The sequence below is a fragment of the Nocardia aegles genome, from assembly GCF_052545135.1.
Genome location: NZ_JBQWRI010000004.1, coordinates 310,652 through 335,266 on the forward strand (window position 1 = coordinate 310,652; position 24,615 = coordinate 335,266).

At 70.8% G+C, this 24,615-nt stretch carries 21 protein-coding genes; 19 read left to right on the forward strand and 2 right to left on the reverse strand.

What is annotated here, in order from left to right; all coding sequences use genetic code 11:
* Window positions 1-225: 225 nt before the first annotated feature.
* From lipB to ACT89H_RS14905, 3 genes are all read left to right on the forward strand, one after another.
* Window positions 226-972, forward strand: a complete 747-nt coding sequence (gene lipB / locus ACT89H_RS14895; RefSeq protein ID WP_445109179.1) for a lipoyl(octanoyl) transferase LipB — start codon at window positions 226-228, stop codon at window positions 970-972.
* Between the two features lie 85 nt (window positions 973-1,057).
* A complete protein-coding gene (lipA, locus tag ACT89H_RS14900; RefSeq protein WP_445109342.1) occupies window positions 1,058-2,098 on the forward strand; it encodes a lipoyl synthase in 1,041 nt (346 codons plus the stop codon).
* A 1,050-nt stretch (window positions 2,099-3,148) separates the two neighbouring features.
* Window positions 3,149-3,733, forward strand: coding sequence for a transglycosylase SLT domain-containing protein (locus ACT89H_RS14905; RefSeq protein ID WP_445109180.1), 585 nt, complete (start codon window positions 3,149-3,151; stop codon window positions 3,731-3,733).
* Between the two features lie 364 nt (window positions 3,734-4,097).
* Here the strand turns inward: ACT89H_RS14905 and ACT89H_RS14910 are convergent, their stop codons facing one another.
* Complete coding sequence (locus ACT89H_RS14910; protein ID WP_445109181.1) at window positions 4,098-5,606, reverse strand: sugar transferase; 1,509 nt, start codon at window positions 5,604-5,606, stop codon at window positions 4,098-4,100.
* A gap of 442 nt (window positions 5,607-6,048) precedes the next feature.
* Between ACT89H_RS14910 and ACT89H_RS14915 the strand changes: the two genes are divergently transcribed.
* From ACT89H_RS14915 to ACT89H_RS14930, 4 genes are read left to right on the forward strand one after another with little or no spacing between them, the layout of a single operon-like run.
* Window positions 6,049-7,299, forward strand: a complete 1,251-nt coding sequence (locus ACT89H_RS14915; protein WP_445109182.1) for a class I SAM-dependent methyltransferase — start codon at window positions 6,049-6,051, stop codon at window positions 7,297-7,299.
* A complete protein-coding gene (locus ACT89H_RS14920; RefSeq protein WP_445109183.1) occupies window positions 7,296-8,078 on the forward strand; it encodes a glycosyltransferase family protein in 783 nt (260 codons plus the stop codon). Before ACT89H_RS14915 ends, ACT89H_RS14920 begins: the two co-directional genes overlap by 4 nt.
* On the forward strand, window positions 8,057-8,725 hold the full coding sequence (locus ACT89H_RS14925) for a PIG-L deacetylase family protein (protein WP_445109184.1): 669 nt from the start codon (window positions 8,057-8,059) through the stop codon (window positions 8,723-8,725). The genes ACT89H_RS14920 and ACT89H_RS14925 overlap by 22 nt, the downstream gene beginning before the upstream one ends.
* A 2-nt stretch (window positions 8,726-8,727) precedes the next feature.
* Window positions 8,728-9,771: an NAD-dependent epimerase/dehydratase family protein gene (locus tag ACT89H_RS14930; protein WP_445109185.1), complete on the forward strand. Its 1,044-nt coding sequence runs from the start codon at window positions 8,728-8,730 to the stop codon at window positions 9,769-9,771.
* Here the strand turns inward: ACT89H_RS14930 and rfbC are convergent.
* The gene (rfbC, locus tag ACT89H_RS14935) at window positions 9,755-10,315 is read right to left on the reverse strand and encodes a dTDP-4-dehydrorhamnose 3,5-epimerase (RefSeq protein WP_445109186.1); all 561 of its coding nucleotides are present in this window, start codon (window positions 10,313-10,315) and stop codon (window positions 9,755-9,757) included. The genes ACT89H_RS14930 and rfbC overlap by 17 nt on opposite strands.
* Before the next feature lie 14 nt (window positions 10,316-10,329).
* On the opposite strand from rfbC, the gene ACT89H_RS14940 reads away from it, so the two are divergent.
* The 12 genes from ACT89H_RS14940 (at window position 10,330) to ACT89H_RS14995 (ending at window position 24,270) form a co-directional block, all read left to right on the forward strand.
* A complete protein-coding gene (locus ACT89H_RS14940; RefSeq protein WP_445109187.1) occupies window positions 10,330-11,427 on the forward strand; it encodes a class I SAM-dependent methyltransferase in 1,098 nt (365 codons plus the stop codon).
* An 8-nt stretch (window positions 11,428-11,435) separates the two neighbouring features.
* On the forward strand, window positions 11,436-12,272 hold the full coding sequence (locus ACT89H_RS14945; protein WP_445109188.1) for a glycosyltransferase family 2 protein: 837 nt from the start codon (window positions 11,436-11,438) through the stop codon (window positions 12,270-12,272).
* A gap of 26 nt (window positions 12,273-12,298) precedes the next feature.
* The gene (locus ACT89H_RS14950; protein WP_445109343.1) at window positions 12,299-13,354 is read left to right on the forward strand and encodes a glycosyltransferase family 4 protein; all 1,056 of its coding nucleotides are present in this window, start codon (window positions 12,299-12,301) and stop codon (window positions 13,352-13,354) included.
* On the forward strand, window positions 13,351-14,505 hold the full coding sequence (locus tag ACT89H_RS14955; RefSeq protein ID WP_445109189.1) for a glycosyltransferase family 4 protein: 1,155 nt from the start codon (window positions 13,351-13,353) through the stop codon (window positions 14,503-14,505). The genes ACT89H_RS14950 and ACT89H_RS14955 overlap by 4 nt, the downstream gene beginning before the upstream one ends.
* A gap of 143 nt (window positions 14,506-14,648) precedes the next feature.
* Window positions 14,649-15,953, forward strand: coding sequence for a lipopolysaccharide biosynthesis protein (locus ACT89H_RS14960; RefSeq protein WP_445109344.1), 1,305 nt, complete (start codon window positions 14,649-14,651; stop codon window positions 15,951-15,953).
* Entirely contained in the window at window positions 15,950-16,954 is a 1,005-nt protein-coding gene (locus ACT89H_RS14965; RefSeq protein WP_445109190.1) for a CgeB family protein, read from the forward strand. The genes ACT89H_RS14960 and ACT89H_RS14965 overlap by 4 nt, the downstream gene beginning before the upstream one ends.
* Window positions 16,941-18,326, forward strand: coding sequence for a hypothetical protein (locus tag ACT89H_RS14970; protein WP_445109191.1), 1,386 nt, complete (start codon window positions 16,941-16,943; stop codon window positions 18,324-18,326). Before ACT89H_RS14965 ends, ACT89H_RS14970 begins: the two co-directional genes overlap by 14 nt.
* Window positions 18,323-19,807: a Wzz/FepE/Etk N-terminal domain-containing protein gene (locus ACT89H_RS14975; RefSeq protein ID WP_445109192.1), complete on the forward strand. Its 1,485-nt coding sequence runs from the start codon at window positions 18,323-18,325 to the stop codon at window positions 19,805-19,807. Before ACT89H_RS14970 ends, ACT89H_RS14975 begins: the two co-directional genes overlap by 4 nt.
* Window positions 19,804-21,129: a glycosyl hydrolase family 28-related protein gene (locus ACT89H_RS14980; RefSeq protein ID WP_445109193.1), complete on the forward strand. Its 1,326-nt coding sequence runs from the start codon at window positions 19,804-19,806 to the stop codon at window positions 21,127-21,129. Before ACT89H_RS14975 ends, ACT89H_RS14980 begins: the two co-directional genes overlap by 4 nt.
* Before the next feature lies 1 nt (window position 21,130).
* Window positions 21,131-21,727: a YdcF family protein gene (locus tag ACT89H_RS14985; RefSeq protein ID WP_445109194.1), complete on the forward strand. Its 597-nt coding sequence runs from the start codon at window positions 21,131-21,133 to the stop codon at window positions 21,725-21,727.
* Between the two features lie 19 nt (window positions 21,728-21,746).
* A complete protein-coding gene (locus tag ACT89H_RS14990) occupies window positions 21,747-23,075 on the forward strand; it encodes a glutamate-1-semialdehyde 2,1-aminomutase (RefSeq protein WP_445109345.1) in 1,329 nt (442 codons plus the stop codon).
* A 43-nt stretch (window positions 23,076-23,118) separates the two neighbouring features.
* Window positions 23,119-24,270, forward strand: a complete 1,152-nt coding sequence (locus ACT89H_RS14995; RefSeq protein ID WP_445109195.1) for a glycosyltransferase — start codon at window positions 23,119-23,121, stop codon at window positions 24,268-24,270.
* Window positions 24,271-24,615: the final 345 nt, after the last annotated feature.

Genomic DNA, 24,615 nt, shown 5'->3' on the forward strand with positions numbered 1-24,615 from the left:
CATTCGCGCGAAGGCGCTGAGCTGCGCGGGACTCCCCTCGGTCGATCGTCGTCGCCACCGCGAGCGCGGGGCGGTATCCACTGCTGACCGCGCGGTGTCGGTGACGAAGGTTCTCGCTGCTTGCGCAACCTTCCAGCTCTCCCCCTGGCAACCCCGGTCCGGCTGTGGGGGTTCCCACATCGAGGCGCTGGAATCGGCCGACCCTGTGGGCGTACCGTCGTCGCTGTGACCAACCCGCGCACCATCGTGTCCGCCCGATTCGACACGACCCCGATCGTGGTCGAGGATCTCGGGCTGATCGACTACCACGCCGCCTGGGACCTGCAACGCAGCATCGCCGAGCAGCGCGCCGATGGCGACGGAACCGATCATCTGCTGCTGCTCGAGCACCCGTCGGTGTACACCGCGGGCCGCCGCACCGAGGACGGCGATCTGCCGATCGACGGCAGCCCGGTGGTGCAGGTGGACCGCGGCGGGAAGATCACCTGGCACGGCCCCGGCCAACTGGTCGGCTATCCCATCGTGCGGCTCGCCGAGCCGGTCGACGTCGTCAACTACGTGCGCCGCCTCGAGGAGGCGTTGATCACCGTGTGCACCGGTCTCGGCCTGGTCTGCGGCCGCGTCGAGGGCCGCTCCGGCGTCTGGCTGCCCGCCACCGAGTTGTACGCCGAACGCAAGGTCGCCGCGATCGGTGTGCGGGTGCAGCGCGGCGTGGCCCTGCACGGCGTCTCGCTCAACTGCAATGCCGCCATGGACGGCTTCCAGGCCATCGTCCCCTGTGGCATCCGCGACGCGGGCGTCACCACGCTGACCCGCGAGCTCGGTCGGGAAGTGACCGTCGCCGAGCTGAAGCCACTCGTGGCCGACGCCCTCCTCCGCGCGCTGGACGGCGAGCTGCCGGTCACCGAGTACGACATCTCCCGCGGCACACCTGATACCACCACCCCGCAGTTTCCGATCGCGACGGCGTAAGGTCGATCAGGTGACCTCAGTCGATACCCCGACACCGCACGGCGCCGCCGCAGCCGAACCTGCCGCGGCACTCCCGGGTCCCTCCGTGGCTACGCAAGCCACCTCCTCCGGGCCCGACGCTCGTGCCGCGAACGGCCGCAAGCTCTTGCGCATCGAAGCCCGCAACGCGGAAACCCCCATCGAGCGCAAACCCAAGTGGATCCGCACCCGCGCCACCATGGGCCCCGAGTACTCCGAACTCAAAGGCCTGGTGAAGCGCGAAGGTCTGCACACTGTCTGTGAGGAAGCGGGCTGCCCCAACATCTTCGAGTGCTGGGAAGACCGCGAGGCCACCTTCCTGATCGGCGGCGAACAGTGCACCCGCCGCTGTGACTTCTGCCAGATCGACACTGGCAAGCCCGCCGCCCTGGACCGCGACGAGCCGCGCCGCGTCGCCGAAAGTGTCCAGGCCATGGGCTTGCGCTACTCCACCGTCACCGGCGTCGCCCGCGACGACCTGGACGACGGCGGGGCCTGGCTCTACGCCGAAACCGTCCGCGCCATCAAGCGTTTGAACCCGCACACGGGCGTGGAGTTGTTGATCCCCGACTTCAACGCGAACCCCGACCAACTCGCCGAGGTCTTCGCCACGCGCCCGGAAGTGCTGGCGCACAACCTCGAAACGGTCCCGCGCATCTTCAAGCGCATCCGCCCGGCCTTCCGCTACGAGCGCTCCCTCGCGGTGCTGACCGCCGCCCGCGACGCGGGGCTGGTCACCAAGTCGAACCTCATCCTCGGCATGGGCGAAACCCCCGAGGAAGTCACCCAGGCCATGCGCGACCTGTATGAGGCAGGCTGCGACATCCTCACCATCACCCAGTACCTTCGCCCCTCGCCCCGCCACCACCCGGTGGACCGCTGGGTGAAGCCGGAGGAGTTCGTCGAGCACTCCAAGACAGCCGAGGAGATCGGCTTCGCAGGCGTGATGGCCGGACCCCTGGTCCGCTCCTCCTACCGAGCCGGGCGGCTGTACGCCCAGGCGATGGCGCACCACGGGCGCGAGATCGCTCCCGAGATGGCGCATCTCGCCGAGGAGGGCACCGCGTCCCAGGAAGCCGGCTCTGTTTTGGCCCGTTTCGGCAGCTGACCCGCCTCCTTGCGGTTTCGGCCCTCGCGCTGCTCTTGATGCGCGAGGGCCGACGCATGTCTACGAGGTTCGTTGCGGATGAACCAAGTTTTGAACTCAGTAAGTTGCACCTTGGTTCAGGAGACGATGGCTCGCCTTCCTGGAGCGCGGCATTCCGCCCATCGAACGCGGCCGTGGCGATGTCGCGCTGAACCGGATCGAACGCTCATGGACCACTCGGCGTGGACGCGCTATCGAGCAGGTGGTCCGCGAATCCCTCATGCGCCTACTGCCCGATGAGCGGTGGCCGGACACCGAAGCCGTCGGCAAGTAGGCAGCCTTGCCCGCTCGGCGCTCGCAGTGCCCGGCAACGGCCAGGACACCCGCCTGGTGGCCGTTTCCCGATGCGGTATCGCGGAAAGCGTGCCGCTGGCAATGCATTGGGGCCCAGCGGATCTCGTCCGAGCATGAGAGTAATCCATCTCGGGCATGTTCGAGGCACTGAACCGCCATTTACGGCAACCATCGAGTGCGTCGGCGGAGGATGGCGATGGTCGTCGCATACGCCATGGAGAATTCGCCGATACCTTGCGTCGGACGGTCTTATTCCGGCCGGTTCCGCCCGCTTCCAGTGATCGGATCGAGACGATCTCGGTTTCGTTACGGTGAATTTCGTTTTGTGTCATAAATCACGTTTTCATGCGAAAGCCCTGGTCAGGGCATCGTATTCCGAGGCAAAAACGTCGGTCCAAGATCGCCAATTACTGGTATTAATCTATCGTTTTCCAGATGTTCACCAGCCGTGATCAAGCTGAGATCAGGTCCGGAAAGAGACCCGAGAAACGAGCTCCCATGGCTTATTTCTCTCCGGGTACGGCAGCGGCACCGAAGGGCACCGCCCCGAATCGTGCACCGCGTCGCGCCGCCAGGAATTCTGACCCTGGCTTTTCACAACGAAATCCGAAAACCGCACAGAGCCGAGACGGCGAACACCTTACCTGGTGCCCGCCGTGGATCCCGCGCTGGTTTTTCCGGCCGGATCGCCCGCACGAACAAGGAACTGATTTCTCGATGCCTGACGCACGCCTTTCTATTTTCCGCCGCCCGTCCCTGCGCAAGGGCGCGGCACTCGCCGCCACCGTCGGCGTGATCGCCGTCGGTTTCTCCGCCGGAGTGGCGGTAGCCGACGACAGCGTTCCGGCCCCGGTGGCACCGATCGCCGCCGCCGCGCCGATCGATCTCCCTGGCCTGCCGGTACTACCCGCGCTGCCTGCGCTGCCAGGACTGCCCGGAGTGGCGCCCGAGGGTATCGCGCCCGCGCCGCCCCAGGTCTACGAGAACAACCTCGACGGCTGGATTCGCCAGTCCCTCGACATCATGCGCGTGCACGGCATCCCGGGTAGCTACGAGGGCATTCACCGCAACATCATGCGCGAATCCGGCGGCAATCCCAAGGCCATCAACCTGTCGGACTCCAACGCCGCCAAGGGCACCCCATCCAAGGGCCTGCTCCAGGTGATCGACCCGACCTTCAACGCCTACCACGTCGACGGCACCCCCTTCGACATCTGGGACCCGGTCGCCAACATCACCGCCGCCTGCAACTACGCGGCGCATCGGTACGGCTCGATGGACAACGTCAACGGGGCCTACTGAGCCTCGAATCCGAGCAAGCGCCTCCTCGTCATCTCGACGCGGAGGCGCTGCCGTTTTCCGGCGCGATTCCAGTTCCCACGATCGGCCGCTGACCTGCGAGACCGTCGTTGTCCAGCACGCCGGCGATCGCGGTCCGGACACCGACGCCGGGTCGCCATGCGGGCGGTGACATGCGTGTGGCGGTACGGTGCTGTCAGGTCCGGCGCGGCGGGCTGATCGACCAGGCGGTCCGCCGCTCGTTCGATACCGTGCCGCTGTGCAGGGCGCATCGCCGCAGACCATCGCCACGGCCGCGAGGTCGACACCGGCATCGTCGCCGCCGTGTGTCTCGAACGGGTATCCCGTCGGGGCGGCGGGATCGCGGTCAGTACGCCCCTTCTCCCTCGACGATCGCGCGCACGGTGCGGGTGATGATCCAGAGGTCCAGCAGCATCGACCAGTTCTCCACGTAGAAGATGTCCCGCTCCACCGACTCCTCCGGGGACAGGTCGGAGCGGCCGCTCACCTGCCACAGACCGGTGATGCCGGGCCGCACCAGCAGCCTGCGGCGCGTCACGCCGTCGTAGGAGTGCACCTCGCGGCGCACCTGCGGGCGCGGGCCGGCGACGCTCATGTCGCGGCGCAGCACATTGAGGAACTGCGGCAGTTCGTCGAGGCTGTACTTGCGCAGGAAACGACCGACCGGGGTGACCCGCGGATCGTTCTTCATCTTGAAGAACAGCGGGTTGCCGCCGTTGGCGGAGATCAGCGTGTGGACGTGCCGGTCCGCGTGCACGTACATGCTGCGGAACTTGATCATCCGGAACGGCCTGCCGTCCATGCCGATTCGTTCGGAGAGGTAGAAGACCGGCCCGTGGCTGCTGAACTTCACCGCGGCGGCGATGATCACCAGTATCGGCGCGACCAGGGTCAGCACCAGCAGCGAGAAGCAGATGTCGAAGACGGCCTTGCGCAGCGAGAGCGCGCGCTCGTACTGGGGGCGTTCGATGTGCAGCATGGGCATGCCCGCCAGCACCTGGCTGGACATGCGGGTGCCGGAGATGTCCATGACCCCGGGTGCCACGCTGAGCTCGGCACCGAAGGAGTCTAGATCCCAGGCGAGTTGGCGGATGTCGCGTGGGCCCAGACGGTCGGTGGCCATCACCACGACCGTGTCGGCGCCGGTACGCCGGGCCGCCCGGACGACCGAGCGGTCGTCGCCCACCACCGGGATCTCTCGCCCGCCCACCGCGATGGTCGCCGGTTCGCCCGGCTGCGGGCCCGCGGCGGTGCACACGCCGACCACGTGGTAGCCGTGCATGTGGTTGCGGTCGAAGGTGGCGGCGATGGCGCGCGCCGCGTCCGGGCCGCCGACCACCAGCACCGAACGCCGGTAACGGCCCAGCGCCCGATGGCGGGCGGCGTTGCCGCGCCACAGCGCGCGGGTGGCGATCAGGCCGGCCAGCCCGACCGGGAGCGCGACCACGAGATGGTCGTACGCGGCGTCCAAGCGCAGCACCAGTGCGCCGATGGCGATGGCGCCGAACAGATGCAGCGTCACCGAGATCACGCGACGGTACTCCTCGGTGCCGCTGCCCACGGTGCGGTGGAAGCGAGTGTCGCGCCAACCCAACGCCATCGACCACGCGACCACGACCGCGCAGGACAGCGCGACGGCTGGAGCGCCGAAGTCCGGATCCCAGGACAACGCATGCGGCGCGGCCGGATCGATGCTGATCACCTGGGCCAGCAGGGCCGCGCCGGCGATGGCGAGGATATCGGTGACGACCAGTCGACGGACGTAATTGGTGCGCCAGCGGTCCCGCTCCCCGGGATGGGAGATGTGCAGGCGCAGGTCGACGGCACCACCGGTGCCGCTGAGTTCGAGAACCATGAATGAAACAACCTGCTCGAAGCTTGAACTGTGCGGAATTCTTCGCTGCTGTGGGAGAGCGGAGAATTCCTTGTGTCATCACGTCCGGCGATGGCGAGTGCGAAGCCGGGCGGATCTGCTGCGAAAGTTTGCCCCGGATCGCGGTTCGACACAAGTGATAAGAGACTGGTCACAACCGTGTAACGGCCGGCCTGACGAAACCCGGTGTGCGCGTGAGGAAAGACTCCGACCGCCGTGGTGCGGCGCAACGGCGGTGATCCGGGACTTCGACCGCTCGTGCCGTTAGCTCGAAACATGCTGTTCATCATGTTCGCGGCGGATTCGGCCGCCGCCCCGGCTCGCGTGCGACGCGCGCGGGTGATAACTTCTCCGCTCGGTAGAGAAATCGCTTCTCGGGCTGCGGGGCGCCGTCGGCGAGTTCGTCGTTTCTAGTGGAGCCCGTGTGCGTTGTCGTCTGTGTGATTCGGTCGGATTGACCAGCGTGGTGGATTTGGGGGCCACACCCCCGTGTGAGAAATTCCTGTCCGCCGCTGAGCTGGACCTGCCCGAGCCGACCTATCCGCTGCACCTGCGAGTGTGCGCGGACTGCCTGCTGCTGCAGATCCCCGCGTTGATCACCCCGGAGGAGACGTTCACCGAATACGCCTACTTCTCCTCCTACTCCGACAGTTGGGTGCGGCACGCGAAGACCTTCGTCGATGACGCGGTGGTCCGACTCGGCCTGGGCAGCGGGTCTTTCGTCGTGGAAGTGGCCAGCAACGACGGGTACCTGCTGCGCAATGTGGTGGCCGCCGGTATTCCGTGCCTGGGCATCGAGCCGTCGGTGAACGTGGGCGCGGCGGCACGCGCGGCGGGGGTGCCCACCCTGGCCGCGTTTCTGGACGAGGACCTGGCGGCGACGGTGCGCGCGGAGCACGGCCCGGCCGACCTGGTGGTAGCCAACAACGTCTACGCGCACATTCCCGACCTGCGCGGCTTCACCCGCGCGCTGCGCACCCTGGTGGCCGACGACGGCTGGGTGTCGATCGAGGTGCATCACGCGCTGAACCTCGTGCGGTACGGGCAATTCGACACCATCTATCACGAGCACTTCCAGTACTACACGCTGCTCTCGGCGCGGCGCGCGCTGGCGACCGCCGGGCTGGCGGTGGCCGACGTGGAGACGCTGCCGACTCATGGCGGGTCGCTGCGGATCTGGGCCAGGCCGGAGGCGGTGGCCTCGCCGTCCGCGCGGGTCGGTGAGCTGCTGGCGGTAGAGGCCGCGGCCGGGCTGCACGACGCGGCGGGATACACGGCGCTGCGCACCCGCGCCGAGACGGTCCGCCGGGAACTGCTGCGCTTCCTGCTCGACCAGCACGCGGCGGGTAAACGGGTGGTCGGCTACGGCGCGCCGGGCAAGGGCAACACACTGCTGAACTACTGCGGCATCCGGCCGGATCTGCTCGAGTACACGGTGGATCGCAACCCGTACAAGCATGGCAAGTTCACCCCTGGTACCCGCATTCCCATCCACCCGCCGGAACGGATCGACGTGGACCGCCCCGACGTCGTGGTGGTGCTGCCCTGGAATCTGGAGGCGGAGCTGACCGCGCAGCTGCGGCACATCGGCGCGTGGGGTGGCCGGCTGGTCTTCGCGCTGCCCGCCCTGCGTGTGGTCGATCCGGCGGCGAACCGGGAGGCCTGCGCGCGATGAAAGTCGTTCTGTTCTGCGGCGGCTATGGCATGCGGATGCGCAACAGCGACACCGACGTGGTCCCCAAGCCGATGCAGTTGGTCGGGCCACGCCCGCTCATCTGGCACGTCATGCGGTACTACGCGCATTACGGGCACACCGAGTTCGTGTTGTGCCTCGGCTACGGCGCACACCACATCAAGAAATTCTTCCTGACCTACGAGGAGACGATGTCCAACGACTTCGTCATCCGCGACGGCAAGGTCGAACTGCTGCAGTCCGATATCGCGGACTGGACCATAACTTTCGTCGACACCGGTCTGGAGTCGCCGATCGGGGAGCGGCTGCGCCGGGTGCGCCCGCACCTGGACGGCGACGAGATGTTCCTGGCCAACTACTCCGACGTGCTCACCGACGCGCCTCTGGACGAGATGATCGGCCGTTTCCGCGATTCCGGCACCGCGGCCTCGATGATGGTGGTGCCGCCGCAGTCCTCGTTCCACTGCGTGGACCTGCTGCCCAGCGGTGAGGTCAAGGACATCACGCCGGTGGGGAAACTGCCGATCTGGGAGAACGGCGGTTATTTCGTCCTGACCCAGGAGATCTTCGACCACCTCCCGCCCGGCGGCGACCTGGTGGAAGACGCTTGCGGCGCGCTTGCCGCGCGGGGCAGGCTCCTCGGCTACCAGCACTTCGGGTTCTGGAAGCCGGCCGACACCTTCAAAGAACGCGCCGAACTGGACGCCGGATACCACCGTGGGGACCGGCCGTGGATGGTATGGGAGCGTCCCGCGTCGTGATCACGCTGATTCCCACGCGACTCGATGAGATCGCGTTGCTCGGCGCGCACTGCGACGACATCGCCATCGGCGCGGGCGCGACCCTGCTGACCCTGGCGCGCCGCCGCCCCGGCCTGCGGGTACACGCGCTGGTGCTCTCCGGCGGCGGCACCCCGCGCGCCGAGGAGGAGCGGGCCGCCCTCGAAACCTTCTGTCCCGGTGCGGATCTCACGGTGACCGTGCACGACGTGCCGGACGGCAGAGCGCCCGCGCACTGGGATCGGGTGAAGAACGCGGTGGCCGCCTTCCGCCGCGCGACCGAGCCGGACCTGGTGTTCGCGCCGCAGCGCGCGGACGCGCATCAGGACCATCGGCTGCTGGCCGAACTGGTGCGCACCGAGTTCCGCGACCACCTGATACTCGGCTACGAGATCCTGAAATGGGAGACCGACACCCCGCAGCCCACCGTGCTGCACCCGGTCGCACCCGAGGTCGCCGCCGAGAAGGCGGCGCTGCTGGCGAAATGTTATCCCTCCCAGGCCCACCGCGACTGGTTCGACGACGACGCGTTCCTCGGGCTGGCGCGGGTGCGGGGAGTGCAGTGCCATGCCGCGTACGCGGAAGGCTTCGTACTGGACAAGGCCGTCCTCGAGCTCGGAGGTGCGTAGCGATGCGTGTTCTCGTCACCGGTCACCAGGGCTATCTCGGCACCGTCATGGTGCCGGTGCTGCGGGCGCGCGGGCACGAGGTGACCGGCCTGGACACCGGATACTTCGCGGACTGCGTGCTGGGTGCGGCGCCGCAGGACCCGCCCGGGCTCGCGGTCGACCTGCGCGAGGTGACCGCCGAGCACGTGGCCGGGTTCGACGCGGTGATCCACCTGGCCGCGCTCTCCAACGATCCGCTGGGCGCGCTGGTCCCGCAGATCACCCACGACATCAACCACCATGCCTCGGTGCGGTTGGCGCGGCTGGCCAAGAATGCCGGCGTGCGGCGTTTCCTCTACGCCTCCACCTGCTCGGTGTACGGCGCGGCGGGTGACGGCTTGGTGGACGAGAGCGCGCCGCTGCGCCCGCTCACCCCGTACGCGCAGAGCAAGGTACGGGTGGAGGACGACCTGGTGGCGCTGGCCGACGCCGAGTTCGCGCCGGTCTTCCTGCGCAACGCCACCGCGTTCGGTTTCTCGCCCCGGCTGCGCGCCGACATCGTGCTGAACAACCTGGTCGGGCACGCGGTGCTGAGCGGGGTGGTGAAGGTGCTCTCGGACGGCACCCCGTGGCGGCCGCTGGTGCACGCCGAGGATATCGCCGAGGCGTTCGCGGTGTGCCTGGAGGCGCCGGTCGCGGCGATCCACTGCCGCGCGTACAACATCGGGACCGAGCGGAACAACCGGACCGTGGCCGAGATCGCGCACACCGTCGCGGCCGTGGTGCCCGGCGCCGAGGTGGTCATCACCGGGGAGTCCGGCGCCGATCCGCGGTCCTACCGGGTCGATTTCGCCGCCGCGCGCCGGGAGCTCGGCTTCGAGGCGCGCTGGAGCGTCGCCGACGGCGCGGCCCAGCTGTGCACCGAGTACCGTGCCCGCGGCCTCACCGCGGCGGACTTCGACAGCAGGTTCGTGCGGCTGGCGCGACTGCGCGAACTCGGCGACCGCGGTCTGGTGGACGCCGAGCTGCGCCTAGCGGCGTCGAACGGGGTCAGAGCCGATGCGTGAGCGAGTCCAGCAGGTCACGCCAGCTGCCCGCGGCCCGGTCGCGGGCCGACACCACGGTGACCGGCCGCGGCCAGGCCAGCGCGAGGTCGGGGTCGTCGTAGGCGACCGCGATGTCCTCGGCCGGGTCGTGCGGGCGGTCGATGCGGTAGCAGACGTCGGCGGTCTCGGTGAGCGCCTGGAAGCCGTGCAGGAAACCCGGCGGCACGTACAGGTGCCGGAAATCGTTGTCGTCCAACCGGAATGCCTGACTGCGACCGAAAGCCGGGGAGTCCGGCCGGATGTCGACCAGCACGTCGTGCACCGCGCCGTGCGCGCAGCGCACCAACTTCGCCTCGCCCCGGCCGCGTCGCCCGTGCAGGCCGCGCACCACCCCGCGCGCCGACCGCGACTGCGAGTCCTGCACGAAGGCCGCGCTCGCGCCCGCACCCATGCCGGCGTCGAAAGCGGACGCGTCGAAGGTGCGGGTGAAGAAGCCGCGCTCGTCGTGGAACGGCTCGGGCACCAGGACCAGAACGCCGGGAAGCTCGGTCTGCTCGATACGCATCGGGTGATCGTGCCATGAGCGGCGTCGACCTGTCCGGCTGCCTGGCGTGCGGCAGTCGCGTGCTGATCCGGGTGCTGGAACTGGGCCGGATGCCCGCCGCCGACCACTTCCCGCCCGCGAGTTCGCCGCCGCATTCCGGCGAGGCAGCGCACCCGCTGGCCATGGTGCTGTGTCGCGCCTGCGGGCTGGCCCAGCTCGCCGAGGACGACACCGAGACGGCCGAGCCGCGTGGCGTGGAGCCGCGCGCGCTGCGCGAGCAGGCCGCCGACGCCGTCGCCCGGGTGGCCGCCGCGGGTCTGCTGCGCGGGCGCACCGTGCGCGAGTTCGGCAGCCCGCACGGCGGCAGCTGGCTGGATCTGCTCGCGGCACAGGGTTTCACGTCCACCGGTGGTCCGGCGGACGTGGTACTCGACAGTTTCGGGCTCATGCACGAACGCGATCAGCGGGCCGCTGTCGCCGAACGGGCGGCGGCCACCGCTGCGGGCGGCGTGCTGTTGGTGCACTATCATCCGCTGCACACCATCGTCGCGGGACACCAGTGGAACGCGTTGCGGCACGGCCATTTCGCGTACTACAGCCTCGCCGTGCTGCGGAACATGCTCGGCGCGGCGGGGATGTCCGTCGTCACGGCGTGGGATTTCGAGCTGTACGGCGGCACGGTGCTGATCGCGGCGGTGCACGGCGCGGCCGAACCCGACGCAGCAGTACACCGGGTGCTGGCCCGGGAGGTGCGGTCGGACGATCCGGGCTTCGTCGGAGGATTGCAGCGCGCCGCCGACCGGCAGACCGAGAACCTGCGCGTCGCCTTGGAACTGGAGTCCGCGCGCGGTTCCCGGGTGTACGCCTACGGCGCCGCGTCCCGCGCGGTCGCGCTGTTCTGCCGGGCCGGGATCAGGCGGTCGCTGGTGGCCGGGGTGGCCGATGCCTCGCCCGCCAAGCAGGGCAGGCGGATGCCCGGCACCGACGTGCCGATCATCGCGCCCGCCGACCTGGTCGCCGCGCGGCCGGACCGGGTGCTGCTGACCGTGCCGGACCTGCTCGCCGAGGTCTCCGAACGCCATCCCGAACTGGCCGGACGCTGGCTGGTCGGGGAACCGACGGCGCACCGATAGGAGGGGATATGGTGAGTCTTTCGGTCTGTGTCCCCGCCTACCAGGCGGGGCGGACTCTGGAACCGACGTTGCGCTCGATCCTGAGCCAGGACGTCGACTTCGAACTGCTGGTGCTCGACAACGCGAGCACCGACGAGACCGGTGCGATCGCCGCGTCGTTCGACGACCCTCGGGTGCGGATCGAACGCAACGACGCGACGCTGCCCATCGGTGACAACTGGAACCGGGCCATCGGCCTGTCCACCGGCGACCTCGTGAAAGTGGTGTGCGCGGACGACCTCCTGCTGCCCGGCTCGCTGGCCGCCCAGCTCGAGGTGATGCGCGATCCCGCCTTCGCGCTCAGCTCGTCCCGGTTCCAGGTGATCGACGAGCGCGGCGCGCTGGTGGAAACCGGGCTCGGGCTGCCCGGCCTGGACGGTGTGCGCAGCCCGCGCGATCTGGCCCGCACCATCGTGCGCCGCGGCCCCGCCGACTTCGGCCCGACCGCGGCGGCCATGTTCCGGCGCGCGCACTTCGACCGGGTCGGCGGGCTGCGCGGTGATCTGGTGTTCCCGATGGACGTCGACCTCTTCGCTCGGGTCGGTCGGTTCGGGCTGTTCTACGGCCTCGTCGAAGTGGCCGCCGCCTGGCGCGACTCGACCTTCAACTTGTGCAGCCGCACCTCCTCGCTGCGCAAGCTCACCGAGACGCTGCGCTTCCATCACCGCATCGCGCGGGACCACCCGCGGTTGCTGTCCCCGCTGGACGTCGCGGTGGGCGACCTGCGCCTGGCCCGTACCGCGCTGGAACGGGTGCGGGTGCGCACCGAGCACCTGCTGCGCTCCCGGTCGGAGAACAACCAGTGACCGGGCACGCCGTGCCGCGCGTGCACATGACCGGGTCGGAGTGGTTCGGTTCGGCCCCTGGCGGGCTGAACCGCTATTTCACCGACCTCTACGCCGCGCTCGGCGACCGCGCCGACATCGCGGTCTCGGCGGCGGCGTTCGGCGCCGCACCCGAGGGTGGGCGCTCCTGGGGCCCGGTGGGCGGCTCGACGCTGCACCGGGCGCGCACCGCGTTCACCGACGCACCTGCCCGAAAGACCGTCCTGGACCGGCACTTCGCGCTGTACGGCCCGCCGGCGCTGGGTCCGCGCGGCAGACATCCGCTGGTGGTGCACTTCCACGGACCGTGGGCCGCGGAGAGCCGGATGGCTGGGGAAAGCGCGCTGGTCACCCGGGCCAAGTACCTGCTGGAGCGCGTGCGCGCGCTGGCCGCCGACCGGTTCGTGGTGCTCTCCGAACACTTCCGCGAGCTGCTGGTCGCCGACTACCGCGTGCGCCCGGAAGCGGTATCGGTGATCCCGCCCGGCGTCGACCTGGAGCACTTCCGCCCGCGGGCGCCGCGCGATCCAGGGGCGGGCCGGACCGTGCTGTGCGTGCGGCGGCTGGAGCATCGCATGGGCATCGACGTGCTGCTGCGCGGCTGGAGCGCGGTCGCCGCCGCGCACCCGGACGCCCGGCTGGTGATCGTCGGCGCGGGCACCGCCGAGTCCGAACTACGTGCCGCCGCCGAACCGCTCGGCGCGAGCGTGCGCTTCGCCGGGCGGGCCACCGACGCCGAGCTCACCGAACTGTACGCGCGGGCCGCGCTCACCGTGGTGCCCTCGGTGGCGCTGGAGGGATTCGGGCTGATCGCGCTGGAATCCCTGGCGGCGGGCCGGGCACCGGTGGTCACCTCCTGCGGTGGGCTGCCCGATTCGGTGCGCGGGCTGGACCCCTCGCTGATCGTGCCCGCCGGCGATGCCGAGGCGCTGGCCGCCCGGCTGATCGCCGCGCTGGACGGAGCGCTGCCGGACGCCGCGCGCTGCCGCGCCCACGCCGAGACCTTCTCGTGGGCGTCCGCCGCGGACCGGCACGTCGCGCTCTATCGGGAGCTCGCCGCATGATCAGCGCCGTCTTCCTCACCCACACCGCCGCGCCCTCGGGCGCCGAACTGGCGACCTTGCGCCTGCTCACCGCGCTGCGGGCGGGCGGCGCGGTGCGGGCGTCGGCGCTGCTCACCGAAGACGGCCCGCTGGTCGAACTGCTCCGCGCCCGGGGTGTTCCGGTCACGGTGCAGCGCAACGACTTCGACAGCCGCTCGTTGACCATCGCCGGCTCGGGACCGCTGCGCTTGGTCACCGGGGCGTGGGAACTGGTGCGGCTCGGGCGCGCCGTGGGCGACACGCTGCGCGGCGCGAACGCCGACGTGGTGGTCGCGCAGAGCACCAAGGCGCTGCTGATGGGGGCGGTCGCGGCGCGGCGGGCCGGGATCCCGCTGGTGTGGCAGGTGCACGACCGGGTCTGCGCCGACTACTTCGGCGCGCTGCTCGCGTTCGCGCTTCGGATACTCGGGCACTGGGCCGCGCGCGGGATCGTGGCCAACAGCCGCGCCACCCTGAGCACCTTGTCCATCCGGCGGCGGCCCGCCGTCGTCGCCTACCCCGGCATCGAGGACGCGCCACCGGTCGATCGGGCGCCGCAGCGCCCGGCCGAGGCGGTCCGGATCGTCATGGTGGGCAGGCTCACCCCGTGGAAGGGCCAGGACGTACTGCTGCGCGCGCTGGCGCTCGCCGCGCACCGGCCCGCCGCGGTGACCATCGTCGGCGGCACCTTCTTCGATGAGGAGCAGTACCGGGCCGACCTCGAGCACCTGGCCGCCGGACTGCCCGTGCCGGTCGAGTTCACCGGGCACGTAGGCGATCCCGCACAACACCTGGCGAACGCCGATATCGCGGTGCACTGTTCGGTGACCGCCGAACCGTTCGGCCAGGTGGTGGTCGAGGCCATGCGCGCCGGGTGCGCCGTGATCGCGGCCGCCGCGGGCGGGCCCGTCGAGATCGTCCGGCCCGAGGTGAACGGGCTACTGGTGCCGCCGGGCGATCCGGTCGCTCTGGCCGCCGCGCTGGACCGGCTCGTCACCGACCCGGCGCTGCGCACCCGGCTCGCGAAGGCGGCCGTCGAACGGTCCCACGACTTCGGTATCGCCGCGACCGCGGCCACCGTCACCGGGCTGCTCGAAACGGTGACCGGGCGGAAGGCGGTGACCGCACCGTGATCCGCAACTCCGAGATCACCGTCCCCATCCGGATCGTGCCCCGGCACTACCCGGTGCCGCTGGACGGCCTGCGGACGCCGGACTACGACCTGCCGACCGAGGTCATCCCGGCCTTCGCCGACTGGCCCACGCAGAAACTACCGGTGGTCACCCAGACCGCCGCGGCGCCCACCTCACGCGTACGCGAACTGCTGGGAGTGGCGCGTGACATCGCCTTCGTCAGCTTCGGCAAGTACGGCCAGTACCTGGTGACGGTGGCGACGTTGCCGCTGATCGCCCGAGTGCTCGGCGCCGAAGGACTCGGCTTGCTCGCCATCGGTATGTCGTCGTATTTCCTCGGCTCGCTGATCGTGGATCTCGGCATCACCTCGTATCTCGCGGCGCGTGTGCAGGAGTCGGGGATTCAGAAGGACGCGGTCAACCGCACCCGGGGCACGTACCTGGTGATCCGCGGCGGCATCCTGGCGACGATCGCGCTGGCGCTGGCGGCGGTGGTGGCGGCGGGGGTCCCGGAGCACCTGCTGATGATCGTTCTCGGGCTCTTCGTCGGCGGTTTCTGGTCGATGTCGGAGGACTGGGTGCTGATCGGGCAGGGCCGGTTCGGGGCCTCGACGCTGTACCAGGGCGTGGCCCGGGTCGGATACCTGCTCCTGCTGCTGCTCGTGCTGCCGCGCATCCCGACGGCCGAGGTGGCACTGCTGTGCCTGCTGGGTTCCTCGGTGATCAGCGTCGCGCTGACCTGGTGGGACACCTGGCGCGGCTTCGGACCGCCGGGCGTCCCCCGCGGGGTCGTGGCGCTGCTGCGGGCGGCGGCGCCGGTGGTGACCGGGCGACTGCTGTTGACCAGCTACGGGCAGGGTTCGGCGGCGGTGTACGGCACGGTGCTGGACGCCGCCTCGCTCGGCCTGTACTCGGCCTCGGACCGGCTGGTGCGTGCGGTGCAGTCGCTGCTGGACCCGATCGGTTTCGCGCTGCTACCCCGGATGGCGAAACGCGGGAGCGACGACCGGTTCTGGCCGGACGCGCTGCGCGCGCTCGCGGTGTGCGTGGCGGCGGCGTGTGTGGCGAGCGGGCTGCTGTGGCTGGCGGCCCCGATCGTGGTGCCGCTGGTGTTCGGCGCCGAGTTCACCGAGGCGGTCGCGGTGCTGCGGCTCGAGGTGCTCATCCTGCCCGCCACCACGGTGACCTCGTTCGTCACCACCGCGGTGCTGCCGGTCCGGCAGGACACCGTCGGCGTGCTGGTCGGCGCGGTCACCGGCACCTGCGTCGCGGGCATCGCCCTGCTCGTCGCACTGCGCACCCATTCGGTGTGGACCCTGGTGGGCGGCGTCCTGGCCGCCGAAATCGCCGTAGCACTCTGGTATCTCGCGCGCACGCGCGGGCTGATCACGCGGGAACGCGCCGCGGGCGGGCCACTGCCCGCCGGCGCGGAAAGAAGGACGCGATGAAGATCCTCTTCGTCGGCGACGACTGGCTCGGGAGCAACGCGCGCTCGCTTGCCGAAGGTTTCCGGCAGCTGGGGCACAAGGTGATGGTGATCGACTCGACGGCGGCGACCCTGCCGCCGCGGCTGTCGCCGTCGTGGCTGTACGCCAAATCACATGAGCAGCGCGCACCCTGGACGGTCGAGCGCGTCCACACCCGGCTGGAGCGCGCCGCCGCCGAACTGCACCCGGACCTGGTGTTCGCGTTCAAGTCGGTGCACCTGGACCAGCGCAGGCTGCTGGACATCCCGGCCGCGCTGCACGTGCACTACAGCCCGGACGACGTCGCGAACCCGGTGAACACCACCCCGGCCTACCTGGCGCACGAGGCGGAGTGGGACCTGATCGTCACCACCAAGCGGCACAACCTGCGCGAGCTACTGGCCCGCGGTGCCAAACAGACGCTGTTCGTGCGCAGCGCCTACGACCCGGCCTGGCACCATCCGGCCGCGAAGCGCACCACCCGGCAGTACCTGGTCGGCTTCATCGGAGCCTGCCGGCCCGACCGGCGCGACGGCATGGTCTCGCTGGCCCGCACCTACGGCGCGCAACTGCTGGTGTGCGGGCCGGGCTGGCGCCGGGTGCGGCAATTGCGCACCACCAGGGCGGAAGTGTCCGGCGCGGTGTACGGCGAGGACTTCTCCATCACCGTGGCCTCGGTGACCGCGAATCTGGTGCTGCTCAACTCCGACAACCGCGACACCCACACCTGCCGTACCTTCGAGGTGCCCGCGGCGGGCGGGCTGTTCGTCGGCGAGCGCACCGACGAGCACGCCGAACTGCTCGACCACGGCGCGGAGGCGTTCCTCTTCTCCAGCCGCGACGAACTCGACGAGATCCTGGAGCGTTGCGCGCTGTACCCGGACCAGGCGGTCAAGATCGCCGAGGCCGGGCACCGCCGCATCGTGGAGGGCAGGCACACCTACACCGACCGGGCGAGGGAGATCCTGCATGCCCTCGACTGAGGCGGTGCTGACCGCGAACGTTCCGCTGCTCGTCGTCATCGGCGCGCTGGCGGCGATGCTGCTGGCGGCGATGCTGGTCTCCGGGGTGCTGCGGGTGCTGCTCATCGCGCAGACGGTGTACTGGGCGATGTCCTACGTGGCGCGTCCGGTGGTGCTGCTGATCGTGCGCCCGGAGCCGCGCTTCGGCGACAATGTGGCCGATCCCCGGTTGGCCCGACTCGGGTACGACGCCGGGATCGAGGCCGCGCTGCGGCCGGTGGCGTTCGGGCTCACCGTCTACGCGTTGCTGATCCTCGGCTACGCGCTGTGGGCGCGGCGGCACGCGCGGCCCGACCGGGTGGCCGCGGCGGCCGGCGATCCGGATCTGATCGCCACGCTGTGGGTGCTGTACGTGCTCGGCACACTGGCCCGACTGGTCAGTGTGGCGGCGGGCGTTGCGGGGGCAGCGGGCGAGGTGGCGAGCGCCTCGCCGATCCTGAGCCTGCTCACCATGCCCGCCACGCTGGGCGCGGTGGGGCTCATCGTGTTCGCCCGGCCCGCTCGCGGCCAGGCCACCGTGCTGCTGTTCGGGATACTGCTGCTGGGCGAGCTGTGGTGGACCACCGCGATCCAGTCCAAGACGCCGATCCTGGGCGCCGCGCTGGCCGTGGCGGTGCGATTCGCGCTGACCGGGTGGACCGGACGGAAACTGCTCGGCATCGGCGCGGTGGCGGTGGCGGGCATCGCGGGGTTCGATTGGTTGCAGTCGCTCAAGTCGACCCCGTATCTGCGTGCCGAGGCGGCCGCGGTGGATTCCGCGTACCCGGAGCCGGTGCGCCCGTTCCTCGGCCTGCTGCGCCGGTTCGACCTGCTGGAGGCGGCGACCGACGCCTACTACACCACGCCCGGCACCTGGCTCACGCCGGACGAGGTGCTCGTGCATCTGGCCCGCAGCCTGGTGCCGGCGCAACTGCTGTCCGGGGAGAAGTTGCAGGCCGGCACGGCGTGGGCCGGCGAGGTGCGCGGTGCCTCGGTGGACATGAGCCAGGTCTCGGTGTCGCTGGCCGAGGGCAGTATCCCGGAGGGGTACGTGCTCGGCGGCTACACCGGGGTGGTGGTCGGGGTGGGGGTCACCGCGGTGGTACTGATCGGGTGGTCGCGCGCGCTGTACGCGCGGCACCTGGTGCCGGTCTTGTTCGGCATCGGGCTGATCGAGGTACCAGTGGTGTTCGAACGCGGAATGCTCGGAACCGCTGAGACATTCGGCAAATATCTGCAAGTCGTCGTGCTGGCCTGGCTCGTCCGCCTCGTGGTGGGCGACCTGCGGCGGCGCCGAGAACGGACGACCGCGCGGCCGGTCCCCGTGACCGTGGGAAGCGAAGGAAGACAATGAGGGAACTGTCCGACTATCTTGGCATCGTGCGCCGGCGCTGGGCGGTATTGCTGGCCGGGCTGGTGCTGGGCCTGGCGCTCGCGGCGTTCCAGGCCCAGTCGATGCCGAAGACATACACGGCGACCAGCACCGTCTACGTGTCGATGGCGACCGGCACCTCGGTCGCCGACTCCTATCAGGGTGGCCTGGCCGCGCAGCAGCGGGTGCGCTCGTACCTGGAGTTGGTCGGCAGCGACTTCGTGCTGGACCGGGTGATCGGCCAGCTAGGGCTCGGCTTCTCCCGCGCCGACCTGCGCGGCAAGGTGTCCGCCGATTCACCCCCCGCCACCTCGCTGCTGCGGATCACGGTCACCGACACCCAACCGGAGCGCGCCCGGCTGCTGGCCGACGAAGTGGTCTCCCAATTCCGCGCCCTGGTGGACGACCTGGAGACGACCGAGCGCACCGCCGCGCCCGCGGCCCGGGTCGCCGTGGTGGACCGCGCCGAGCGGCCGACCGAGCCGAGCGGTCCCGCGCGCAGCAAGTTGCTGGTGGCGGGCGGGCTGGCCGGACTGCTGCTCGGCGGCGGGCTGGCGCTGCTGCTGGACCGTTTCGATCGGCGGGTGCGCACCGTCGCCGACCTCACGCCGCTGGGACAGCGGCTGCTCGGCACCGTCGCGCTCGGCGAGACCAGCGAACGCGACGACCTGCGCGCGGTTCGCTCCCTGCTGCCGGAGGACGCGAAGACGGTGCTGTGCACCGGGCTGGGCGCGCACTCCGAACCGGCGCTGGCGGTCGGCTTGGCCGGTGCGCTGGCCGCCACCGGCAGCCGGGTACTGCTGATCGACGCGGACACCACCCGCACCGGCGCTTCCGCGCTGTTGCCCGCCTCGGAAATCGACCGGTCGGCGAGCAACGGCACACCGCAGCCGCAGCCCGCACTCGCCACCGTCGGCGCGGACGACGAGATGCTGGTGAATGCCAGCCAGACGACCACGGTGCTGGACCTGCGCGCCGTCCAGAGCGCCCCGCCGTCCGCGGCGATGGAGAAGACGCAGGCCGCCTGGCACACCGGCGGACTGGCCGCCCTGCTGCGCGGTGACGGCTCGATGGATGATGCCGTGACCCGCTGGCCCGGTGGCGGTTTCACGGTGCTGCCGCTCGGCGCCGCGGACGGACAGACCTCGGACCTGCTGGCCTCCGGTCGGTTCGACGCGGTGCTGCGCGCGGCCAGGGACCGCTACGACCATGTGGTGGTGGACACCGCCGGGCCCGCCGCCACGACGGACGCGCTCGCGGTGGCGGCGAAGTGCGCGGGCACCGTCGGCGTGGTGGTGTTGCGCAAGGGCCGCACCGATCGCGCCGAGGCCGCGTTGACCGCGCTGGCCGGGGCCGGTGCCACACTGACCGGGATCGTCGCGGTCGAGGTCTCGCGCGGCTGGTGGCGGCGGCGTGGCGGCAAGCGTATGCCGGCGGTGCCGGAATCCGGGCGGGAGCGGTGAGTGGCCTACGACGACGGCACTTGCTGGCCGCGACGTTCGGCGTGGCCGCGGTGCCGCTGGCCGCGTGTGAAGCGGAGCTGCCCGCCCGCACCGGGGCGGTGAATTCGACCGTGCGCGATGTGCGCGAGTTCGGCGCCGTCGGCGACGGGAAGGCCGACGACACCGCGGCACTGGCCGCGGCCTGCAAGACCGACGGCGCGCCCCTGGTGCTGTATCTGCCCGCGGGGTGCTACAAGGTCACCGCGTGGCCGGAGCTGCCGGACCACGCCGTCGTCTACGGCGACGGCGCCGACGCCACCACGGTCTTCTGCGACACCGACACCACGCTGGTCGCACTGCGGGACAAGCAGCGGGTCCGGTTCTCCCGCTTGGGTTTCTACCTGACCGGTCCGACCGCGACGGCAGTGCAGCTGAGCGGGTGCTTCCGGTGCGGCTTCGACCAGGTGCTGATCCGCGGCAACCACCTGAGCGACAACCATCCGCGCTACAGCGGACAGCGCGGCGTGGTGCTGGAGAAGAACACCGGTGGCACGTCGTTCGTCGACTGCGACATCAACAACTTCGGGGTCGGGCTGGTGACCTCGTGCATCCAGAATTACGTGACCTCCTCGAAATTCACCAGCAACCGGATCGGTGTGCTCGGCACCGGCAACGATCACAACGCCGGACTCTCCATCGCCAACAGCGAGTTCGTCTCCGACAACGATCCCGGCACCACCGACCGGCACATCCAGATCGACGGCGCCGCGAACAACTGGTGGATCACCAACACCTGGTTCGAGGGCGCCGAGGTGGCGGTGCAGGTGGGCGCGGCCGGGCGGGGCGGGCCGTCGCAGTTCGGCATGGTGAACTGCAAGGCGTCCGCGCGCTCGGTGGTGCTGGACCTGATCCATTGCAGGCAGCCGTATCTCGCCAATGTCGGCTTCGACCCGGATCCCGGGCGCAGGCCGGTGGAACTGCGGATCGATCCGGAACACTGCCCGGAGGGCACCGCGGTCAATCTGGTCTCCAGCGCGGGCGACGACATCGACGCCGCGGCCTTCCCAGAGCACTGGCAGGTGATCGGCCGCGGCCGGACGCACCGGCCGACCTTCACCGGCACCGTGACCGCGCAGGGCCGCGGGGACGGTGAGATTCTGCGTGCGCGGGCCGCCGACGGCGCGGCGGTGGCCTCGGTGCTCGCCAACGGCGCCTACGTCTCCGATCGCGCGGATGCCGGTGTGGTGCTGCGGGATCCGGAGGGCGGGTACTGGCGCTTGGTGGTCTCGCCGACCGGCGCGGTGAGCACCGCGCCGCTGGGCAAGGATCGGCCGGCGCGCTGAGATGCCGGTGCCGTCCTCCACCCCACCCCACATCGCACACGTCTCCCGTCGGCGGCGGACAGTGGCGCGCCGGTGGGTCGCTGTGCTGGGCGGCCTGCTGGTGGTGGCCGCGCTCGCGGTGGCCGGGCTGCCGGTGTTCGTGTACCCGCAGGTGGATCCGCTGCGCCCGGCCGACGCCATCGTGGTGCTCGGCGGCACCCCGTACGAGCGGTTCGACATCGGGCTCGACCTGGCCCAGCGCGGTTACGCCCCGGAACTGGTCATCTCCGCCTCCACCGGCCTGGACGACCCCGCCATGGCCCGCTACTGCGACCGCGAATTCCGTTTCCGTGTCTCGTGTTTCGAGCCGGACCCGTGGACCACGCAGGGGGAGGCGCAGGAGATCCGGCGCCGGGCCGCCGCGCAACACTGGCAGCACATCATCGTGGTGACCTTCACCCCGCACGTGTCGCGGGCGCGCTACATCATCGGCAAGTGCTTCGACGGCGAACTCACCATGATCGCCAGCCCCAGCCGAACCGACCTGCCGTTCACCGCCTGGATGTACCTGCGCCAGAGCGCCGGCTATCTCCGGGCCTTCACCGAGATCGGCTGCTGAGCCGGAAGGAGCGAGCGTGATCACCGACTTCACGCGGAGCAATGCCGCCCAGGCGCGGCTGCACGATCTGGTGCCCGGCGGCGCGCACACCTACGCCAGGGGTGCCGACCAGTACCCGGAGGGCATGGCTCCGGTGCTGGTGCGTGGCTCCGGATGCCGGGTGACCGACTGCGACGGCAACGAATTCGTCGAGTACGGCATGGGATTGCGCGCCGTCACGCTCGGCCACGGCTACCGCCCGGTGGTCGAGGCGGTGGCCGCCGCCATCGCCGAAGGCAGCAATTTCTCCCGGCCGACCGTGCTGGAACTGGCTGCCGCCGAGGACTTCCTGGACTTGGTACCGGCCGCCGACATGGTCAAGTTCGGCAAGAACGGCTCGGACGCCACCACCGCCGCGGTGCGCCTGGCCCGCGCGGTCACCGGCCGGGTCACGGTCGCCGCGTGCGCGCAGCCGTTCTTCTCGGTGGACGACTGGTTCATCGGCACCACCGCCATGTCCGCGGGCATTCCGGAGCCGGACACCGTGTCCTTCCCGTACGGCGATCTCGTCGCGCTGGAAGCGGTACTTGCCGGGCACGATGTGGCCTGCGTGATCATGGAGGCCGCCACCGCGCTGCTGGAACCGCCGCCCGGTTATCTGCCGGGGGTGCGCGCGTTGTGCGACCGGTACGGTGCGCTGCTGGTGTTCGACGAGATGATCACCGGGTTCCGCTGGGCCGCGGGCGGCGCGCAGCAGGTGTACGGGGTCGCACCCGACCTCTCCTGCTGGGGTAAAGCCATGGGCAACGGCTTCCCGCTCTCGGCGCTGGCCGGCAAACGCGAGTACATGGAGCGCGGTGGGCTGCGCACCGACGACCCGCGCGTCTTCCTGCTGTCCACCACGCACGGCCCGGAAACCGGTGCGCTGGCGGCATTCCGGGCCGTAGTGCACGCCTACACCGTCACCGACCCGGTCGGCCGCATGGAACACGCCGGGCGCAGGCTGCGCGCCGGATTCGAGGAGATCACCGCCGAACTCGGCATCGCCGAGCACCTGCGGGTCGCCGGGCGGCCGTCCTGCCTGATCTTCCAGACCGACGACTCGCAGGGCAGGCCGTCGCAGGAGTTTCGCACCCTGTTCCTGCGGGAACTGTTGCGCCGCGGCGTCCTCGGACAGTCGTTCGTCACCTCCGCCGCGCACACCGATGCCGACATCGACCACACCGTGGAAGCCTGCCGCGGCGCCGCCGCCGTCTACGCGCGGGCACTGGACCGCGGTGGGGTCGAGGGCCTGTTGGAGGGCCGCCCGGTCGCGCCGGCGCTGCGCGCGCACGCCGCGCCGCGCCGACTCGCGGGGGCGACCCGATGAGAGCGGCCCACTTACGATCACGAGTTCTCAGGAGGTTCCGGCCATGAATGACGGTAGTGACATCGGCGGACCGCGGATCGCGGTGGTGCACGAGCGGTTCACCGAGTACGGCGGCTCCGAGGCCGTGGTCGGCGAATTCGCCCGCACCTGGCCGGGGGCGCGGGTCTTCGCCCCGATCGTGGATCCGGCGGCCGCGCCCGCCATCGCGCACCCTCCGTGGGACACCGTGGAAACCACCTGGCTCTCCCGCGCCCATGCCGCCACCGGCCGCCGATCGCACGCCCCGCTGCTGCCGCTGGTGCCGCGCGAGCTGCGCCGACTGCCCCTGCGCGACGGGTTCGACGCGGTGGTGGTGAGCCACCACGCCTTCGCCGTGCAGGCGGCGCTCGCCACCGACGTCCCGGTGGTCGCCTACGTGCACAGTCCGGCCCGCTGGGCGTGGGATCCGGCCTTTCGCGCGCGGGAGGCGGGCGGTCCCGTGGGCCGGGCCGCGCTGGCCGCGCTCGGTGTGCTCGCCAGGCGCTCCGAGCTCGCCGCCGTGCCCCGGATCACCCGGGTGGTGGCCAACTCCCGCGCCGTCGCCGACCGGGTGCGCGACTGGTGGGGCGCGACCGCCACCGTGGTCAACCCACCGGTGCGGCTGGACCGTTTCGCCCCCGACCCGTCCGTCCCACGCGAGGACTTCCTGCTCTTCGCCGGACGTCTGGTGCCGTACAAGCGCCCGGACCTCGCGATCCGTGCCGCGCAGCGCTGCGGCAGCCGCTTGGTGGTGGTCGGCGACGGCCGCTATCGCCGCCACCTGGAGGCCATGGCCGGGCCGGAGACCACCTTCCTCGGCGCCGCCACGGACGACGTGCTGGTGGACATGTACCGCCGCTGCCGCGCCGTGCTCATGCCGGGGGTGGAGGACTTCGGCATAGTCCCCGTGGAGGCCATGGCCTGCGGCGCCCCGGTGCTCGCGGTCGGGGCGGGCGGCGCGCTGGACAGCGTGATCCCCGGCCTCAGCGGCGCGCACGTGCCCCCGGGCGACGACGACGCCGTGATCGAGGGTTTCGCCGAGGTGCTGGGCAACCACGACGCCGCCGCGTACGACCCGGCGGCGGTCCGCGCGCACGCGGAAACCTTCGGCCCGCGGGCCTTTCGCGCGCGGATGGCCGCGGTGGTGAACGAGGTGCTCGCGCCCGCACCGGCCTGAGGACGCCCCGCACGCACCTTGCCGGTCGACGCGCCGTGCGCCGAACACGCCCAACCCTGCCGCCCTGCGCTCGAGATCCGCTGCCCTGCGCTCGAAATCCGCTGCCGCCTGCGCCAAGTCCTCCGCGGCGGGGTGCACTCCACACGTTGCCGTCCGCTGGACGACGAAGGCTGCGGCACAGCGGATTTCGGTACCGACTGGCCGGGACGCCGCGTGCGATCCCACGCGCGCGAACAGCCCTTCCGGCCGACGAGCACCCGTCGGCGCGGGTCACGCCGGTACTCCCGCCAGTGACAACAAGCCCAGCGACGAGGACACCTAACCTTGCCCTATGCCTCGCTGGAG